At 47.2% G+C, this 19,961-nt stretch carries 16 protein-coding genes; 3 read left to right on the forward strand and 13 right to left on the reverse strand.

Annotated features, from left to right (window positions below; genetic code table 11):
• Positions 1-128 precede the first annotated feature (128 nt).
• The 3 genes from MKX30_RS04145 to MKX30_RS04155 form a co-directional block, all read right to left on the reverse strand.
• A complete protein-coding gene (locus MKX30_RS04145; RefSeq protein WP_023989310.1) occupies positions 129-1,154 on the reverse strand; it encodes a hypothetical protein in 1,026 nt (341 codons plus the stop codon).
• Positions 1,155-1,361: 207 nt separating this feature from the next.
• Positions 1,362-2,195 carry a diaminopimelate epimerase gene (gene dapF / locus MKX30_RS04150; RefSeq protein ID WP_023989311.1) on the reverse strand — a complete coding sequence of 278 codons (834 nt, stop codon included), beginning with the start codon at positions 2,193-2,195 and terminating at the stop codon, positions 1,362-1,364.
• Between the two features lie 110 nt (positions 2,196-2,305).
• Complete coding sequence (locus tag MKX30_RS04155) at positions 2,306-5,104, reverse strand: calcium-translocating P-type ATPase, SERCA-type (protein WP_209942768.1); 2,799 nt, start codon at positions 5,102-5,104, stop codon at positions 2,306-2,308.
• Between the two features lie 229 nt (positions 5,105-5,333).
• On the opposite strand from MKX30_RS04155, the gene MKX30_RS04160 reads away from it, so the two are divergent.
• Entirely contained in the window at positions 5,334-7,079 is a 1,746-nt protein-coding gene (locus MKX30_RS04160) for an Rqc2 family fibronectin-binding protein (protein WP_071558514.1), read from the forward strand.
• A 93-nt stretch (positions 7,080-7,172) separates the two neighbouring features.
• Here the strand turns inward: MKX30_RS04160 and MKX30_RS04165 are convergent, their stop codons facing one another.
• The 9 genes from MKX30_RS04165 to MKX30_RS04205 form a co-directional block, all read right to left on the reverse strand.
• Entirely contained in the window at positions 7,173-8,042 is an 870-nt protein-coding gene (locus tag MKX30_RS04165; RefSeq protein ID WP_023989314.1) for a PHP domain-containing protein, read from the reverse strand.
• A complete protein-coding gene (locus MKX30_RS04170; RefSeq protein WP_049828338.1) occupies positions 8,042-8,998 on the reverse strand; it encodes a selenium metabolism-associated LysR family transcriptional regulator in 957 nt (318 codons plus the stop codon). The genes MKX30_RS04165 and MKX30_RS04170 overlap by 1 nt, the downstream gene beginning before the upstream one ends.
• Before the next feature lie 208 nt (positions 8,999-9,206).
• On the reverse strand, positions 9,207-9,644 hold the full coding sequence (locus tag MKX30_RS04175) for a hypothetical protein (RefSeq protein ID WP_023989315.1): 438 nt from the start codon (positions 9,642-9,644) through the stop codon (positions 9,207-9,209).
• A gap of 230 nt (positions 9,645-9,874) precedes the next feature.
• Positions 9,875-10,135, reverse strand: coding sequence for a YlbG family protein (locus MKX30_RS04180; RefSeq protein ID WP_023989316.1), 261 nt, complete (start codon positions 10,133-10,135; stop codon positions 9,875-9,877).
• Between the two features lie 39 nt (positions 10,136-10,174).
• Positions 10,175-10,615, reverse strand: coding sequence for a YlbF family regulator (locus MKX30_RS04185; protein ID WP_013310906.1), 441 nt, complete (start codon positions 10,613-10,615; stop codon positions 10,175-10,177).
• A 108-nt stretch (positions 10,616-10,723) separates the two neighbouring features.
• Entirely contained in the window at positions 10,724-12,748 is a 2,025-nt protein-coding gene (locus tag MKX30_RS04190) for a helicase-associated domain-containing protein (RefSeq protein WP_028540554.1), read from the reverse strand.
• A gap of 6 nt (positions 12,749-12,754) precedes the next feature.
• Complete coding sequence (locus MKX30_RS04195; RefSeq protein WP_023989319.1) at positions 12,755-14,578, reverse strand: DNA repair helicase XPB; 1,824 nt, start codon at positions 14,576-14,578, stop codon at positions 12,755-12,757.
• Positions 14,579-14,754: 176 nt separating this feature from the next.
• Positions 14,755-15,183, reverse strand: coding sequence for a CBS domain-containing protein (locus MKX30_RS04200; protein ID WP_023989320.1), 429 nt, complete (start codon positions 15,181-15,183; stop codon positions 14,755-14,757).
• An 84-nt stretch (positions 15,184-15,267) separates the two neighbouring features.
• Entirely contained in the window at positions 15,268-16,473 is a 1,206-nt protein-coding gene (locus MKX30_RS04205) for a M20 metallopeptidase family protein (RefSeq protein ID WP_028540552.1), read from the reverse strand.
• Between the two features lie 251 nt (positions 16,474-16,724).
• On the opposite strand from MKX30_RS04205, the gene ftsW reads away from it, so the two are divergent.
• A complete protein-coding gene (ftsW, locus tag MKX30_RS04210) occupies positions 16,725-17,984 on the forward strand; it encodes a putative lipid II flippase FtsW (protein ID WP_023989322.1) in 1,260 nt (419 codons plus the stop codon).
• A gap of 226 nt (positions 17,985-18,210) precedes the next feature.
• On the opposite strand, the gene MKX30_RS04215 is transcribed toward ftsW, so the two are convergent.
• Complete coding sequence (locus MKX30_RS04215) at positions 18,211-18,576, reverse strand: Asp23/Gls24 family envelope stress response protein (RefSeq protein ID WP_013310912.1); 366 nt, start codon at positions 18,574-18,576, stop codon at positions 18,211-18,213.
• A 192-nt stretch (positions 18,577-18,768) separates the two neighbouring features.
• Here MKX30_RS04215 and cax point away from each other — a divergent pair, with 192 nt between their 5' ends.
• Positions 18,769-19,839 carry a calcium/proton exchanger gene (cax, locus tag MKX30_RS04220; RefSeq protein ID WP_028540551.1) on the forward strand — a complete coding sequence of 357 codons (1,071 nt, stop codon included), beginning with the start codon at positions 18,769-18,771 and terminating at the stop codon, positions 19,837-19,839.
• Positions 19,840-19,961 lie beyond the last annotated feature (122 nt).

Raw genomic sequence — 19,961 nt, forward strand, 5'->3', positions numbered from 1 at the left:
TTCATACTAATGTAACATAAAGAGACTATAAACATAAGCCAAAAACAAAAAAAGCCGCCCCACTCCCCGACAAAATGATCTCAGGAGTGAAACGACTTGATTTATCTTTTCTATTTCCTACTACATTTTCATGGCATTTTCCCATCAGAAGAATGAAGAGAGTAAGCGTAAAAAGTCCCTTTTTTATTCACTTTAGCCACAATAGAATCCGTTCCCTTTTGCTGCTTCGAGAACGTATATTGATTCCCTTGAACTTTCACTTTATAGCCCGACAAATTGATATTAAACAACATTTGAGCCTTGGGCTTGACTAGCTTCAAAGCTTCTGAGGCAGTATATTTCGGGCTTGCAAATGTTTTTTTGAAATCTGCGTCATCATTCCAGTCCACCCCATAGGTGGATACGGCCAGCACTTTACCGGTTACCGCGCTAATTTTGACCTCACTCGCCTCGTTTGCATCCTCGAACGACCAATATGAAAGTCCCTTCGTCTCGTCCTTGTACCGTGAAGCGTGCTGTACCTTGATTCGCTGTCCACTCACACGCTTAAATGTGTTCATTGCACGGTTCAGTAACAAAGGGTCCACCTGCTTCAGCGCATAGTCCGCGTTGATGGTAATAGCGTTACCTCGATCCACATCCACATACAACGAGGAAGCTTGTTCTCCTGCGCCCCAAAATACCCAGTAATTTGAAGGCTTGTTGGACTGATAAGGGGATTTGACCCGCCAGAATGCTTCAAATTGCAAAGGACGCTTGCTGTCAAATGCTTTGGCGCTGTTTAGCACTTTCGTCTTGAGTGGCGCGTTCATCGCCTTTCCTAAGCTGCTTATTTTATATCGTATGGTTGTAGAATCCACTCTGTTTTTTTCTTTATTATATTCTGTCTGCAACGTAGCAGTTCCATCTTCCAGTTCGCCTTCTACAATCCAAGTTTTCCCCATATCTGTCACATCGTCAAATTGAAATGCTGTCTTTGAACCGATGAGTTCTTGCACCGCTTTTTCTAAACGGCTTACCACTGTCGGAGTTAGCGAGCCAACCTGCTTGTCCGTCGTTTCCGCGCCAGCAGGGATGGTCGCCGCCTGAACCGGAAGCGCGGTGGCTACAAATATGAGGACTGCAACTGCTGAAATCCAACGAAATTTCCGCACTATGAACGGCCTCCTTATTGTTTTCTCATTTTCTATATTATACATCGTTCAGGCGCCAAAAAAAGACAGAATGTTGCTTTGTTCATCGTATTCCTTGTATACAGTGGCATGTAAGTCCAAAAAAAGAAGACCTACTAAGGTCCTCTTTTCACTCACTTCTATACGATTCATAGGCCAGTTGCACGCTATTTTTAAAGTTCACATGATTTAGAACAGACGACCTTCGTACACGATCTCAGCCGGGCCCGTCATATATATGTGATTATCGTCCTCGCTCCATTCGATATCCAGATCGCCGCCCTTCAGGCTTACAATGGCGTGGCGGTCGCTGTACCCGTTTAGTACAGAAGCAACAAGTGTAGCACAGGCTCCGGTTCCACAAGCTAGCGTTGGTCCAGCTCCCCTCTCCCATACTCTCATATCTATATGCTTCCGGCTACGTACCGTGGCGAACTCAACATTTGTCTTTTTAGGGAACAGCGGATGGCATTCCAGCTTCGACCCCCAGGCTTCCAGATCAAAGCTTGGCGCATCCTCCACATAAATGACACAGTGCGGATTCCCCATAGATACAGCCGTAAAACGAAAACCACTTCCGCCAGCTTCAATGGGCTCATTAATTACGCTAGACAGATCCAGTGTAGTTGGAATCTTCAAACCCTCAAGAATCGGCTCTCCCATATCCACCTTCACCATACGAACAAGTCCGTTCTCTACAGTTAGTTCGACCTGCTGTACCCCTGCACCCAGTGTCTCGATCGTGATCTGTTCACGGTTGATGTGCTTACGGTCATATACGTATTTAGCAGCACAACGGATAGCATTACCGCATTGCTCGGCCTCCGAGCCGTCCGAGTTAATGATACGCATGCAGAAATCCGCTTTTTCTGACGGCAATATATATACCAACCCATCGGCACCAATACCAAAATGTCGATCACATAGCCGAACAGCTAATTCCGAGGCGTCAGACGGCAAATCCTGATGCCCAAACCAAACGATAAAATCATTACCTAGACCGTTCATTTTTGTGAATTCCATAGCTTACCTCCGCCGTTGCTGCTGATATCATGTTCCTCATGAAGCTTTGATCCCATGATATCATACAGGGCAATAGTGGGAAAGCGATGCGGTATACATGGACCTGATTTCTAGGCTGAAAACTTCGTACGTCCCGCTGAAAAGTGTGTATTTCCGCCGCGACGACGGTTGCGTCGACCGCCCCATACACTTCCCGCTCCCATAAGAAACGTAGGAATCCCGGCTGCCACAATGGATAGCGCCCACTCACGCAATCCAAGCGGTACCGTTTTGAAAATAGGTTGCAGCACAGGCACATACATAACCACCAGCATTAACACTACGGAAGAAAGCACGGCAAGCACGAGATAACTATTTTGAAACGGATTACGATGGAAAATAGAACGGGAACTACGGCAATCAAATACATGAATTAACTGTGCCAGAACTAGCGTAGCAAAGGCAACGGACTGTGCTTTGATCAATTGTCCTGCGTCATCCGGTGCAATACGTAATGTCAGCCAGAAGGCCGCTAGCGTACATAAACCAATCAACAAGCCACGACTAATGATTTTCCAGCCCAGTCGACGAGCAAAAATATTTTCCTTTGCGCCACGAGGTTTGTGCTCCATGAGATCCTTTTCTGGCTGGTCCACCCCCAGAGCCATCGCTGGTAGGCCATCTGTCACCAGATTCACCCATAAAATCTGGATCGGTAACAAAGGTAATGGCAGCCCGGCCATCATGGCAAAGAACATCGTCAAAATCTCACCAACATTGGAGGCGAGTAGATAACGGATAAATTTACGGATATTCTCGTAAATATTCCGTCCTTCCTCAATTGCGGCTACAATCGTTGAGAAATTATCATCACTCAGTACAAGCGCAGCCGCTTCTTTGGTCACGTCCGTCCCGGTAATGCCCATCGCAATACCGATGTCCGACGCCTTTATCGCCGGAGCGTCATTGACGCCATCACCGGTCATGGCTACGACATGTCCGCGTCTTTGAAGTGACTTGACGATCCGTAGCTTGTGCTCCGGCGAAACCCGTGCATACACAGAGACGGTATCAACGGCTTTGTCCAGCGCCGCATCATCCATCACAGACAACTCCTGTCCTGTCAACACATGGGAGCCGCGCTGAAGAATGCCCAGCTGCTGTGCAATGGCCTCTGCAGTTGTACCGTGATCTCCAGTAATCATCACAGTGCGAATGCCAGCACGACGGCACTTGCCAATGGCTTCGCGAACCTCGCGACGTGGCGGATCAATCATGCCTGTCAGCCCGATAAAGATCAGCTGTGCTTCAGCCTCCTCAACCGTGGAGACACGCTCATGCGAGCGGATATCACGGTAAGCGACACCAAGTACACGCAGCGCCTCTGAGGCCATTCCTTCGTTAGCTGCCAGTACCTTTTGGCGCAGCGTGCCCGTTAACGGAACGACATTTCCTTCCCATAAAATGTAGGAGCACTGACCCAGCAGCACATCCGGCGCACCTTTGGCAAAGACGATGTGTCCTCCCTGGTGGCGTACGAGTACCGACATTCGCTTCCGATCCGAGTCAAAAGGGAATTCTCGCTCCCTTGTGTACAGCTCATATAGCCCTTGTCTCGTGACCCCGCCCTTGGCAGCTAACGTGACCAGTGCTCCTTCCGTCGGGTCACCCTTCAGCTCCCAAACGGCGGACGGCGTCGGCTCTTTGGTCTTCTTTTTCGAACGCAACTCCTCTGTATCAGCTTGAACAATTTCAGCATTGTTGCAAAGTACACTGGCTTGTAGCAGTCTACGCAGAGATTGTCCGTTTTTAAGATCAGCAGGAAGGTCTCTATCCATAATATGCCCGTGTGGGTCGTAGCCCTCTCCCGTAACTCCCCAGAAGCGACCGTCCAGCCATAGCTTGGTGACTGTCATTTTATTTTGGGTCAGGGTGCCCGTTTTGTCGGAACAAATGACTGATGCACAGCCGAGCGTTTCAACAGAAGGCAGCTTACGCACAATCGCCTTTCGTTTAATCATACGCTGCACACCCAATGCGAGCGCAATTGTCACAATAGCTGGCAACCCTTCCGGTATGGCCGCCACAGCCAAGCTCACTCCGGCCAAGAACATGCTCATGGCTGGCTGTCCATGTAAAATGCCTGCTACGACAACGAGCACCGTTAGCGCCAACGCTACGATAATCAAAATTTTGCCCAATTGCTCCAATCTGTGCTGCAACGGTGTCTCCTGCGACTCCGTATTTTCAATCAAGTCTGCGATCTTACCCATTTCGGTACTCATACCTGTACGTATAACCATTCCTTGTGCGGTTCCTCTGGTCATCATCGTGCCCATAAAACCGATGTTTTTTTGATCCCCGAGTGGTACTTCGGCGGCATGAATAGGACGGGAATGCTTACTCACCGGAACTGATTCCCCCGTCAAGGCAGACTCCTCTACATCACAGCCGTTCGTACTCAACCACCTTACATCTGCGGGAATGCGATCACCACTTTCCAGCAGCACAATATCACCCGGAACCAGCTCTCTGGCCTGAACTTGAATTCGTTTGCCGCCCCGCAACACTTTGGCGGTTGGAGCCGACAGTTGTCTCAAAGCTCGCAATGAACGCTCAGCTCTGAATTCCTGTACAAAGCCGAGAATTCCATTCAGTACAACAATAGCAATAATGGTAATCGCGTCCAAATATTCGCCAAGCAGGCCGGATATCAGGGTCGCTCCCATCAATACGAGCATCATAAAATCCTTGAACTGGTTGAGCAGCAGCAAGATTGCCGAAACTCGCTTCCCCTCGCTCAGCTCATTCCATCCTGACCTTTCTCTTCGTTCCGCAAGCTGTTCCTCCGAAAGACCCTGCTTCGGGTCGACTTCCAGACTTGTTGAAAGCTGTTCATTGCTTAATTGGTGCCAGTGTGCTTGTTCCATTCTCCCCAATTCCCTCCCGGTCAGATAGTCCGTTTCCGTCGGTTGTGCGTAGGATGGCTGCCCGTTATTATATTTTTGTGCCGCGATTGCTGATAAGCTGGACAGACTTTCTAGATTCAATCTATTCGGACAGGACCTGAAATATCACAAAGCCGCTTAAGTTTTGTCCCAAAGTTATGTATCATAGAAGGAAGGCGAAAATACATTTGCTTCAAAGGAGAACATAATTATGGCATTGGACGGAATCGTAACCCGCGCTATCGTACACGAACTGCAAGGCATCCGGGGCGGGCGCATTAATAAAATACATCAGCCAAATGATCGCGATATCGTGCTGAATCTGCGGGCACAAGGCGGAAGCGTAAAGCTGCTGCTGTCGGCTAATCCGACCTTCCCGCGTGTACATTTTACAGAACAAAGCTTTCTTAATCCGACAGAAGCCCCTATGTTTTGTATGCTCCTTCGCAAGCATTGCGAAGGAGGCGTTATTGAGAAAATCACGCAGGTGGGCATGGAGCGTATTATTCACATGGATATACGTCAACGTGATGAACTGGGAGATATTTCACTCAAACGAATTATCATTGAACTAATGGGTAGACACAGCAACATTATTTTGCTTGACCCGGAAACAGGCGTGATGCTGGATGGCATTCATCATGTCACACCGTCTATCAGCAGCTATCGGGTCATTATGCCTGGCTTTCAATACACGGAGCCTCCTGAACAAAACAAGCTGAATCCACTAGAAACGGAAGAGGCAGGCTTCATATCCTCGTATCAAACAGCGATCGAGGCCGAAGAAGCTCCCAAACGCTGGATCGTGAACACTTTTACTGGACTCAGTCCCCTCATTGCTGAAGAGATACTAGCTCGAGTAACTAATGAAGTATCTGGTGATAGTGATCGTTCACTATGGAGGACATTCAGTCACATCATGGATGACGTGCGGAATCATCGTTTTCAGCCGGTATCTGGACTAAACGCACAAGATAAAGTGATATTCTCAGCCATTCCACTGACGTTGATCCAAGAAGGACGTAAGGAGTACGCTACTATCAGTGAGTGTATGGAGGACTTCTTCGGTGAAAAAGCAGAAAGGGATACGGTTAAGCAAAAGGTTAGTGACCTACTGCGGTTTCTGCAAAACGAGCGGAGTAAAAACCTAAAAAAACTCGACTATCTCCATCAGGATTTGGCCGAGGCGGAAGATGCCGATCAATTTCGCATTTATGGAGAGTTGCTGTTCGCTTCGCTGCATGAGGTGAAAAAAGGGGACAAAGAAGTGACGCTCACTAACTTTTATGATGAGAAACAGCGTCCAATGACCATCCCACTGGACCCACTACTCAACCCGTCGGATAATGCACAACGGTATTTTAAAAAATACAACAAATATAAAAACAGCTTGGCTGTCATTGATGAACAACTGGAGAAAACGCACGAAGAAATCCGTTATATGGACAATCTTCTTCAGCAGCTAGCCCATGCCTCTATGAATGACATTGAGGAAATACGTGAAGAACTGGTCCAGCAGGGCTATCTCAGAGATCGGGTCAAAAAAGGAAAGAAAAAGAAGAAAAACGACCGTCCAACCCTGCACGTCTATACATCATCCGAAGGTATCGAGTTACTGGTCGGCAAAAACAATTTGCAAAATGAATATGTGACAAATCGACTGGCCGGACCAAATGACACCTGGTTGCACACAAAGGATATTCCGGGGTCACACGTCGTTATACGTGCTGAGCAATTCGGGGATACGACGCTAGAGGAAGCAGCTCAACTCGCTGCCTATTTTAGCCAGGCCAAGCAATCCAGCAGTGTACCTGTGGACGCCACCCTGATTCGGCATGTACGTAAGCCCAGCGGAGCCAAACCCGGCTTTGTCATCTACGACCATCAGCGTACGCTCTTCATTACACCCGACGAGGAGCTGATCAAAAAAATGCCGAATCGCATCAAAAACGGCTAAGTCTCACTAGCCTATTGAATCCACAAAAAAAGCCCTTTGTTCTTTGCACGGTACACTTCTTGTGTTCCATGCATAAGGCAAGGGGCTTTTTATTTACTTTTGTCCAACAGCAGCCTTCCTCAATTCCTCGACAACCTGACCTTCCACACTACGGCTACCCAGATCACCGTGAAAAATAACACCTTGGCGTGCACCGTGAAAATCCGAGCCGCCAGTTGCAATAAGCCCATACTGCGCCGCCATCGCAGTATATCGGCTCTCAGCCTCAGCATCATGGTCCGAATGTCGCACCTCCAAGCCCACAGGCTTCGCCTCCTCTATAATTGAGCGAACCAGCTCATCATTTCCGTACAAGCCAGGGTGGGCCACCACAGGTACCCCTCCTGCTTCACGAATCCAGTTTATGGCCTCCGTAGGCTCTACACGGGGTACAGACACATATCCGGGCGCTCCTTCCGCCAAGTAACGGTCAAACGCGTCTCGCATATCCTTCGCATATCCCTTTTGAACCAGCGTATCCGCCATATGCGGACGTCCAATGCTTTCATCTGGTGCCAGCGGTCTGCCCATCGTAGCCACCACTTCATCCAGTGTGATTTCCACGCCCAGACTACGCAATTGACTTAAAATCAAATCATTACGGGTATCCCGCGCCTGGCGAAGCTTTTCCAACCGCTCCAAAAACACTTTATTGCGGTAATCCATAAAATAACCGAGTATATGAATATCCTTACCGCCAGCTCGAGTACTAATTTCCACTCCTGGCACCACAGTAATTCCTATGCGTTTTCCCTCCTCCAGAGCTTCTTCCAGGCCAGCTACCGTATCATGATCTGTAATGGCCACACCTGCCAGTCCTTTTTCCTTGGCCCAGCGCACATTATCTACAGGTGGCTGCATACCGTCAGATGCTAGGGTGTGTGTATGTAAATCATATCGTTTTACGCTAATCTGCTCCTTCATTATGCATCCTCCTTCTCTTTCAGCTTTGCAAGCTCGTCCTGCGAGTCCCTCTGCACGTCCGTTCCCTGATCATGACGACGCAAGTAAGACAGGAAGGTTACTACCGGAATCGGCAACAACGCCGACTTCAAATGAATTGCATAAAATTCTCGTTTGAACGTGATATCTGAAATGTTTACAATTTTCAACAATCCGAGCGCAACTTCATGCTTCACCGAAGAAGGTGATAGCATGGTAATACCCAGTCCAGCCTCTACCGCCGATTTGACCGCTCCAGTGCTCCCCATCTCCATTACAATACCAAGTCGAGAGGCATCCACACCACGACTTTTCAGCTCATCTTCTATCACTTGACGTGTACCAGATCCCTTTTCTCTGGCTACAAAGGGATGCTTAAACACATCTTCCAGAACCACTTTTTTAGCCTTGGCCAGCGCATGTCCTGAAGGCACAATCAGTTTCAGTTCGTCCTGCATCACAGGTTCCACCACGATATCTGGATGCTGGACTGGGGCCTCAATCAGTCCTAAATTCAACTGATGTTTTAGTATATCATCCATAATTTGAGTCGTATTCATCACATTCATCGCCATACGTATATGAGGGTATTCCTGGCCAAACGGCCCCAACATTCTTGGTACAATATACTCACCAATCGTTAGGCTGGCGCCAATATGCAATCTTCCCTCCAGCATGTGAGTAAAAGCAGACATCGCCTCGTCAGCTTCCCTGATCAGTTGCATGCTTTTTTTCGCGAAAGGCAATAGTGTCGCTCCCGCCTCTGAAAGCTCGATTTTTTTAGTCGAACGTTGCAGCAGCTTCGTGCCGAAATAATCTTCTAAAGACTGAATTTGCATCGTCACCGCAGGTTGTGTCATATGCAGCGCTTGTGCCGCCGCCGAGAAGCTTCCGCGCTCCGCTACGGTATAAAAAATGTGCAACTGATGAAAGTTCATACTGACAGCCCTCTCCCCTCTGATCTCCCTATTTTAACATAAGAAAAACATCTGTCGAAGCATTTCCAAGTAAACTTACCGAATTGGAGAGTTATATTGTTGGAAATAAAAAAGCATGCAGCTAATAACTGCATACTTTCTACTTAAAGTTGACGGTAATCATAAGTTCGGAGATTTTTTCGCCTAGGGCCGACCGCCCAATCACCGTCTATTTTTGCTTACGAGTGCTTTTCATCAGTGTCATGCGCCGCGAATGGCGTAGCCATGAATAGTATGACTTCAAATCCCTTAATTCAATGGTCTCCGACATCCGGCCCAAAAAGGTAATGACAATCATCTTGTGCAGCGGATTCCCCGCAATATCCATCTCGCCGGGCAACTCTCCAAATTCGGCCACGACGACCAGATCACCATCAATTAAATATACATCCTCTTCGTTATGATAGTAGGACTCCATCCTGTTTTGCTTCAGGCATTCCCAAAGCCAGGCGGCGATATGATTCGTCTCGGACTGTTTCTGCTCTATCCGATCTAAGTAGCGAGTTTTCGCATGATTTGTAATCACGATATCGGCGACTTTTTTATCGCCCATCTCCACGTAGAACGGTTCGTATGTACTCCATCGCTGCATTGCTTTGTCACGCACGGGATCACTCTCCCCACCAGATAGGTCTTTATATCTACCAATATATTCATATGTTACCTCAACAGACCCGGGACTACAAGTTACAAAATTGAAGTTTATGGGTGATTTTTAAAGATTTTTTAGGTCTAACAGCATTAAGACCATTATGCAAAAGTCCTGGCTTTACAAAAAAAAGCCAGCCCGTAGGCTGACCTTTTAAGAATATTTTACAATTTATAGACATTAGAAACTTATATTTCATATTCTTTCATCTTTTCCTTATCGTCGTTGTACTCCGTCCTAATCTCATTTCGAAAAGAGCGCTCGACCTTACGCACATAGGAAAGTCTGCGAATATTTTTAACGGTATCTTCTGCCCGATCCGCATTCATATATATAACTACATAATGCATACGCTTTGAAATAAAGTGGACATTTCCGTATTTCTCCAGATTGCGGGCAGCCTTGATATCGCTTACCCAAATGATGTACCCTGTCCGCTCGGCAAACATTCGCTTCATCTCCCCTCCACTCGGTATCATTCCTATGACCTATCCACAGGAGCATTTCCCTCCGCTGCCACATCCGCCCTTTTTCACATTCGGATCATTGCTCGGCACCTTAATGGTCTCGGACACGGAATATGCAATCGTTTCAGACATGGCATGAAGCATATCATCCAGCGCCTTTTCGGCTCGTTTGAACTCCTTAACATCCACGAATTGTTCCAGTTCCAGCTCAACGACCTGCACTGCATCCTTCGCTTCATGATAGTTCGGATGAAAATGCCCAAAACGCTCCGTTTCCGCGAATAGCTCCTTTTTGGCATCCAGCTTGCGTACACACGCCTGAATAGACGGGTTCAATTCCACACGCTGTTTCCAATATAAATAATCCGATACTTCAAAGGATCGGTTGACCATATCGCCCAATTCATAGGCGTTAATAAGCACTTCTGCCATATTGACCGTGTTCAATTCGGCTACGCTCATGAATGTTCATCTCACTTTATATAAAGTTCTACCCTGTAAAAGTAGACTCATTTATCATACCACATCCTTCTTTTGAGAAGAAGGAGTTTCATGCACTTCCTGGCTCTACTATGTAAAAGGAACCAGCAGCCGCATGTCTGACCATTCACTTGGCTGTAAAGTCGCAGGAGAAGGTGCTTCGTCATCCATTCCTGAGGCGTACCAGCCTGTGACACTCCATGGTGCACCGGGAACCACCGCCTCCGGTATCCATTTAACCTCTTTCCCACCGATTCGCAGTCCCACAGCAGCCTGCCAACGAATCGCTTGCTCGATCAACTGCCGGGCAGTGGAAGTATGGTAACTCCTCCATTCTTTTGTCCATGAGGAGGGGACTGTAGATCTTTCTGGAAAATAGTCAGACGGATCAGGCAGCGTGTGCTCTTGTTCGTAAAAATGCAGCGTGCGCCCAGTATAAACAAAACCTGCTCTTCCCTCTTGGGAAAATATAGAACGGGCTTGAGTAGGGTCGGACTCCATTTCACTGTTGGGGCTGCCTGAACTTATGTTCTCTGGTTCCAAAATCAATGGATAATGGTGAGTCGGATCGTCCACACCTTCCAGTTCACGACGTGGACCTAATCCAATTGCAGCAAGCGTTTTTCGTATTTTGACAGCAGAGCTCGCCGGAATAATAAAGTCCCTGTCACCGAGCCGTTCCAGCAATCCTTCCAGCGCGGGATGGCGTGCAACCATGTCTGCATCCTCCTGTGTGCCACATCGCAAAAGTGTTACCGTTGCAAAAGCCGTCCGTCCGACATCGCCTGCCCACTGTTCTACCGCCATGCGTACATGATCAGGCACACCTGTCCGGCTGAACTTGTGCAGAAGAGCAGGAATTGCTTTGGCCTCCATTCCTAACTCGATTGCCTCTGTAACACTTTCTCTGGTGATCCGGTATACTACCATCCGATCTCCTGTCACACGTTCACAGCAGCATTCCAGTCGCCAGCGCACATCATATGCCACATCTGGTGGAACCAATATTTCAAAATCAGGTTGTACATAAAAAGTACCTTGTTCTTGATGTGTATCCTCGTAATTATTGGGACGAAGCATATCTATCACAGATACATCCCAGCGAAAACACAGTTCGCCCGATGCAGTCTGGCCCCAATCGCCCATTCCAAAAGCAGTCAGTGCCTTCAGCCAACCCTTCAATTCCTCCATGAATGGTCCATTGAAATTAAAATCAGATACCGTTTCTCCCGCAAACCCTTCCGTATTTGAGATTGTAGGAACAAGGTCTAAAAGGGCACCGTTCTTGGGATCAGCTCCGTTCGTACTCTCCTGCTGGATCAGACCTACCTGAAGCATCCATTGCAGCAAACACTTGATAGATATCCACCCTTCTGATCCTACATACTGGGAGACGGCACACAGCATATAGCGAAAATGCTGCATAGACGCTTCGGCCTTGCCGTATCTTTCCATGAGTGTAGCAAAAATATGCTTGCGCATTTGCCAAGCAGACAAACGAATCCAAGTCTCCAGTTCCGTTTCCTGAACGCGAAAAGACACAGTTTCTTTCACTAACAGACCCAAACTGAGTAGCAAATCCATCATTACCACCGTTTGCACTGGATACAGCTCTGCATGCGCATAATGCAACCCAAGACCTATCAGGTCCTCTGGGCGAAAGGGGGTCAGTTCATTCAATTTTTGCAATGACCGCTTATGTATGGTTCCTTTGGCCGTCAAAGGAACGCCCTGTACCGCAATACGTGACAACGCATGCAGCAAATCCGACTCCAGGCCTGTCATTGATTCATGTACCATTATCGGATGATCCGAATGCATCATGTTCATTGGATTTTGCTCTAACAACATATCGTACAGATCCGGTAGCCGATGAACCGGAATATATAAAATTCGTTCGCCCCACGATTTGGTAACAGCCTCCAGCCAGCCCCGGGCACGTAATCCACGCAGTGCCAGTTTCGTTTCGACTCCGCTTAACGCTCCCCGGGTAAGCTGTATAGGTTCTTCTTCCTTCATGGGCTGTCCCGCGTACCGGATAAAGCATTGTCTAAGCACCAGCAGCTCATCTGATGAAAGCTCATTCCAGCTGTCTTGCGTGTTCGTTACGCCCATTCTTGATTAGGCCTCCTTTTTCTTTCCACGATCTCCAGGCTTATCATCCCGGCCTACGATAGCCTCTGTCACACTAAATCTGCGAACCGCATATTCATAGCCTTGCTCAATCAGAAACAGCTGACGACGAGCTGCAAAATCCGTCTCCTTGCTATTCTCCGTCACTAGCGCATAAAAATAAGCTTTATTCTCGCCCGACTTTGGTCGCAAAATGCGGCCCAGTCGCTGCGCTTCTTCCTGACGAGAGCCAAAGCTACCCGATACCTCTATGGCTACTGCCGCATCCGGCAGATCCACCGCAAAGTTTGCAACCTTGGATACCAATAGGGTCCGAATTGTACCCTTGCGGAACGCATCAAACCAACGCACCCGCTCCGTCTGGCTCATTGAACCCGTAATCAGTGGGACACCGAGCTCCTGAGCCAATATACGTAATTGGTCCAAATATTGACCAATAATAAGCGTGGGCAAGCCGCTGTGCTGCTGCATCAGGCTACGTACCGCCTCCAGTTTGACCGGATTTTCGGCTGCAATTCGGTACTGCTGTCTACCCTCGGCACGCATACTGCGCTCCAAAAGTTCAGCTGTCATTGGAAGCCGTAGCTCCACACAATCGACCTGAGCGATCCAGCCCTGTCGCTCCAGTTCCTTCCACGGCATATCATACCGTTTGGGTCCAATTAAAGAGAACACATCGCGTTCACAACCATCCTCTCGAACCAGCGTGGCTGTTAACCCCAAACGACGGGTAGCCTGAATGTCAGCCGTCGCCCGGAATACTGGCGCGGGCAGCAAATGAACCTCATCATATATAATGAGTCCCCACTTCCGCTCACTCAGCAGTTTCATATGCTCAAAATCCCCATCTTTGGTGCGACGGTGTGTCAAGATTTGGTAGGTCGCCACCGTAATCGGACGCACCTCTTTTTTCTGACCACTATATTCCCCAATGGAATCGGCAGGAATATCCGTCTTTCGTTTTAACTCTTCTACCCATTGCCGTACAGAAGTAGTATTAGATGTTAGAATAAGCACCTCGCACTGAAACCGATTCATTACCGCCATACCTATCACTGTTTTTCCGGCTCCGCATGGAAGCACCAGTACACCACTACCCCCTAAGCCGTCCGCTCCTTCAAACGCATCAGCGGCCTTTACTTGATAATCACGAAGCTGCAACTTCGTTTGTCCCTTTCCCAAGGTGAAACTAAGCTGATTCCCCTCAAGATAGCCTGCCGTATCCACAACGGGATATCCCAAGCGCGTTAATTCCTGCTTGAGCAAGCCTCGATTTTCGGGCGGAACCGATGCGCTTTCCTCATCAACTCGAAGTAAACCAAGCTGTTTAAGCTCTTGCTTGGTCAGTAGCTCACCCAGTAAAGCGGGGGTCTCTGCTGCCAAGATCAAGCGATCACCCATTGTATAGCTGTTGGCTTTCCCTGTCTTTATACCTCCGTCTGGCTCATGCTCAGTACGGTATCCGCCAATAGTATCTGTACTATAAGCACGCTCTTCTTCCGTACCCTCCCGTGAAAGCGTCAACGTCCCATAACGAGAAACGAGCTGTTCAATATCCTTCAACAAATCACGTGGAATATCCCAACGGGACATGGAGTGCAAACTATTTTGAATGTCCTCAGCACTCCATCCGAGGGCAGCTGCGTTCCACAAAGACAATGGAGTGATGTGGTATGTATGAAAAGCGGACGGGCTTTTAACCAGCTCCGCATAAATCTGCAACTGAGAACGAGCCCATTCTGAACCGGGCAAGCCCATTTCCAGCAGAACGGTAAAATCACGTTGTACAATACAAGGATGATCTGGATTCATAACTACCTCCTGATAATATAACAATACATCATTTTAAACTTATATAATAAATAGCTTATCCGTTTATTGGCATATCAACCAGAATAGCAAGGAGCCCAACCCATATTCGGGTTGAACTCCTGATTAGAAGCTCGGGGTAAAGATCTCCCCAAACTAATACTACCTTAATTATTCTTCTAGTGGACCTGCTCGGAAATATGACTAAGCGCCTCTCCAGCGTTGTCTGCAAAAATATTACGAACAGCCAAATCCCCGATCGAGACAATCCCGATCAGACGGTCTCCTTCCGTTACGGGCAAACGACGGATTTGCTGTTCTGCCATCAGTTCAGCTGCTTGGTCCACCGACATGTCCGCACTGGCTGTACGAATACCTGTCGTCATGACGGTATCGACCGAACCCGAACCCGAATTTTTAGCCGCATAACCGCGAACGACAAGATCACGGTCCGTTACTACACCGATCAACTTATCACTGCCTTCGCTTTCCACAACCGGAATAAAACCAGTATCATTGTCCTTCATTTTGACCGCAATTTCATAAATATTGTCCTGCGGGGTAACCGTTACGCATTTTTTAGTCATAACTTCCTGAACCTTTTTCATGGGTACTCCCTCCTTTTCAACAGTAGGGTACCCCATTTCATTAACCTCATACTCCAGATTGAACCGTTCCCAATTCAACTCATTTTAGCCCTTAATTGCCCCTGCGTTTCGTTCCGCAGCGTATCCCATAGACATCGCAATAAACAAACGAACCGCGTTAATCATAGCATCCTCATCAAAATCAAATTTTGGATGATGGTGTGGATAAACTGCTCCTTTAACTGGGTTACCCGCTCCTACGAACATGAAGCAACCTGGCACACGTTCCAAATAATACGCAAAATCTTCAGCAGGCATCAACTTCGACGCTTCCTGCACATTCTCCTCGCCGAAAACAGATTTTGCTTCATTAAAGAAACGAGATGCTTCATGTGTGTCATTGACAACTGGTGGGTATCCCATAATATAGCGAACCTGTGCTGTTGTACCGTATGTTGCGGCTGTAAGCTCCGTCACCTCATGCAGTCGCTCCTTCATTACCGTTCGTGTCTCCTCATCAAACGTACGAATCGTTCCACTCAAGCGACACGTTTCTGCGATCACATTTTGCGCAGAGCCCCCTTGGATGGTTCCCACCGTCAGCACGGCAGGTCGTAATGGGTCGACTGAACGGCTTACAACACTTTGCAGTTGCATAACAAGAGCTGAACCCGCCACGACACTATCATTAGTGGACTGGGGCATCCCACCATGCCCACCCTTACCTGTGATTTCAATATAAAAATCGTCTGCCGCCGCCATCAACGGCCCTGCGCAACTCGCGGCCGTCCCGACCGGAAAAGGTGTCCATAAATGGATGCCATAAATGACATCCACACCTTCCAATATACCATCCTTTATTACACTGACCGCTCCGCCAGGCAGCAATTCCTCCGCAGGTTGGAACAACAACCGAATTTCTCCTTGCAGCTCGTCCCGATTCAGACTGAAATAGTAAGCCGTTCCAAGCAACGCGGATGTATGTCCGTCATGGCCGCAAGCATGCATGGCTCCGTCCACGCTGGAGCGATATTCACATTCCTTTTCATCCTGAATAGGAAGAGCATCCATATCGGCGCGCAGCAAGACGACAGGCCCAGGTTTAGCACCACGAATGGTGCCTACAACACCGTGTCCCCCTACCTGACGGCGAATCTCGATTCCCCAACTCTCCAACTTATCCGCCACAAAAGCTGCGGTTTTGCTTTCTTGAAAGGAAATTTCGGGATTCTTATGTAAATGTCTACGCCACTCCACCATGTTTTCTTGCAAACGATCAAACCAGATCTTATCTATCGCATGTTGTGTCAATTCTGCTCCACCTCTCCTTTTAAAGCACCGGGCAAGTTCCCGAATTAATCATGCAGCGTCACCACGTATGCACCGCTGCTCTCAAGTCTTCATTTTCATCCTATTGTAGCAGATATGGAATTGTTGCGATATCTGTTGCTTCAGGGAGGTTGCAGAAGCCCAACAAACATAATATGATAAAATGGATAAACGATAAAATGATAACCGTCTGCGAGGAATATACCTTGTGGCGAATACCGGGGGAAGCTGATATGAGAAATACGAAGCCGGAGACTCGAAGAAGAGGCACACCGGATTTTCAATTGCTGATCCTCACTTTGTTATTGGTTGGATTCGGTGTAATTATGGTATTTAGCTCCAGCTCCAGCGTAGCTCTGCTGAATAAAGAATACAATTTTGACTCTTTATATTTTGTGAAGCGCCAATCTGCTTTTGCTGTACTTGGACTTTTTATTATGTTGGTAGCTATGAATATTAAGATGGAAAAATATAAAAAGCTTTTTGTACCTTTATTTTTCATAACTATATTACTGCTAATCATCGTTCTTTTTACAGGCTCACTTAACGGCGCAAAAAGCTGGCTCAGGTTTGGTAGTGTTGGCTTCCAACCAACGGAGCTTGCAAAAATTTCCATCATTCTTTACTTATCCGCACTAATCGTCAAAAAAGGAGATCGCTTTAGAGATCTGCGGACTGGCTACATACCTGTAACAGTCATTGTAGGCTGTGTTGCAGGACTCATCATGCTTCAACCTGATTTAGGCTCCTGCTTCATTTTGGTTGCTACCAGTGGTCTGATTATTTATGCCGGTGGAGCCAGTGTCAAGCATATTACAGCATCAATTGTTCTGCTCGTGCTAGGCGCTTCCATCGTATTTGGCATTGGGTCGTTGTTTGGAGGAGATTCTGGAACCACAGATGGACAAGCTGCTGCCAAGCAAGATTATAAAATCGGACGCTTTCAAGCCTTTCTTAATCCCGAGAAATATAGACAAGGAACAGGATACAATCTGGTACAGTCCTTGCAAGCTATAGGTGAAGGCGGTTTAAACGGGGCAGGATTTGGTAAAGGTATTATCAAGCTTCACTATCTTCCTAATTCATTTAATGATTTTATCTTTTCTGTAATTGGTGAAGAATTCGGATTTGTCGGAACAGCCATATTCCTGATGCTATATTTGTATTTCATTTGGCGAGGCATGATCATTGCTCTGCGTTGCCATGATCCGTTCGGAACGTTGGTAGGCACTGGCATCATGGGTTTGATCGCTATTCAGGCCTTCATTAATATCGGCGGTGTAACCCAAACGATTCCAATCACTGGCGTAACGCTTCCATTTATCAGCTTTGGTGGCTCCTCCCTACTTGTCATGATGTTTTCCATGGGCATTATGCTCAGTATTTCTCGTGAGAACACCAAACAAGCGGTGCAGGAACGCACCACAGGGGTAGCTGTCCGTAATGAAGTACCCAATCGCTTTCAAACGCGTAGAACCAACCGTTTTCGTTAAAAAAAGAACTTCCATGGACCACTTACAACGGTGGCTTTGGAAGTTCTTTTGGTTATGTATAAAAATACGGGAATCCTCTGCAAAAATGGCTATACTGTTGACTCACAAAACGAAAACTGGCGATTCTATAACCACCAGTTTTCGTGTTTTTATTCGGGTTATCCCACGGAATTCCCGGCATGTATACAATTGGTGAAAAACGTCAATTTATCGGTTCCTGATTCTTTTACACTGCGTCGTCCTTGAACGCGACACCTTCCACTTTTACGTTCACTTCCACGACCCGCAAACCCGTCATACTTTCGACGGCTTCTCGCACATTTTGCTGAAGAATTCGGGACACCTCATGAATAGGTGTTTCGTAGAGCACGATAATACGTAGATCAATGGCAGCTTCCAGCTGTCCAACCTCCACTGATACGCCTTTTTGCACATTTTTACCGCTCAGCCTTTTGGCCCAGCCTTCCGATAAACCGCCTGACATTGCAGCAATGCCCGGTGTCTCTAATGCGGCCATCCCGGCAATTTTACCTACGACATCGTTGGAAATCTTGATGTTTCCTGCTTCCAGTTGTTGAATTTGCTCTGCCATGACCTATGTCCCCCTTCATCCATCCTTTATTTGTATTGTAAAGCCTCAGCCACTCCAAATGCAAACCCTACGTATGAAAAACAACTTTCGTTTACAACCTATATCATTTTGGGTATATTAATTTAGAAAATCCATACAAGTGACAGCTTTCACCAAACTTGTACACATCTATTGATATCGAGGTGCTCTTCATTGAAAAAATGGTTATCTCCCGCTTTGCTTATAGTGACATTTGCTCTTAGCGCAGTCGCTCATTACACGCATTGGAACGCTATAGCCCAATTTGTCATTTGCGCAATTTCTGTTGTATTCGTAGCCGGTTTTCTCGGCAGGGCGACCGAAAGTGTCGCGCATTATGCTGGCCAACGTTTAGGCGGATTCTTAAATGCCACCTTTGGTAACGCAGCCGAACTGATCATCGCCATCTTTCTTGTTAAAGAAGGTCTTTACGATATGGTAAAGGCCAGTCTTACCGGTTCCATCATCGGTAATCTGCTGCTGGTGCTCGGAGCAAGTCTGTTCGCTGGCGGTTTAAAGTACAAAGTGCAAAATTTCAATATATCGCTGGCTGGATTAAGTGGTTCTCTGATGATTGTGGCTGTTATTGCCTTGTTCGTTCCAGCTGTCTTTCTGAACACACACGTTATCACGGATAACGAATCAGATACGCTCAGCCTCATTGTCGCAGGCACGCTCATTGTCGCGTATATTGCGTGGCTTATTTTTTCTATGATTACGCATAAGGACTATTTAGCTGATGTGACCGAACAAAAAGATGAAGAATTGCCACATGAGCATGCCCCTGTGTGGTCCAGAAACAAATCCATTGCCTATTTGGTACTCGCTACTGTCATGGTCGCTTTTGTCAGCGAATGGCTGGTAGGTACACTGGAGGTATTTACGACCCAATTTGGGCTCAGCGAATTGTTTGTAGGTGCCTTCCTCGTCGCTATTATTGGTAATGCAGCCGAACACAGCGCTGCTATTTTACTGGCGATGAAGAACAAAATCGGTGCATCTGTCGAAATAGCTATCGGCAGCAGTTTGCAAATTGCACTATTTGTTGCCCCTGTGCTGATTTTTATCAGTTACTTTATGGGAAACACGATGAATATTGTTTTCACCACAATTGAGCTGGTCGCCATTGCTGTCGCTGTATTTATCGCCAAATCCATCACCCAGGACGGCTCAACCAACTGGTATGAGGGACTCATGCTACTGGTAGTGTATGTATTGTTAGGTGTATCCTTCTTCCTTGTGTAGCTTTTAAGGTTTTAAAATGTGCATTAGGATGGTGGAAGGGCGATGCGCTTTCACCATCCTAAAAGAACATTTTTTTAAAAAAGGCATCAAAAAAAGCATGCTCTCAAACTACGCATGCTCTC

Origin of the sequence: Paenibacillus sp. FSL P2-0173, from assembly GCF_038008045.1 — a bacterium.
GTDB lineage: Bacteria > Bacillota > Bacilli > Paenibacillales > Paenibacillaceae > Paenibacillus > Paenibacillus polymyxa_B.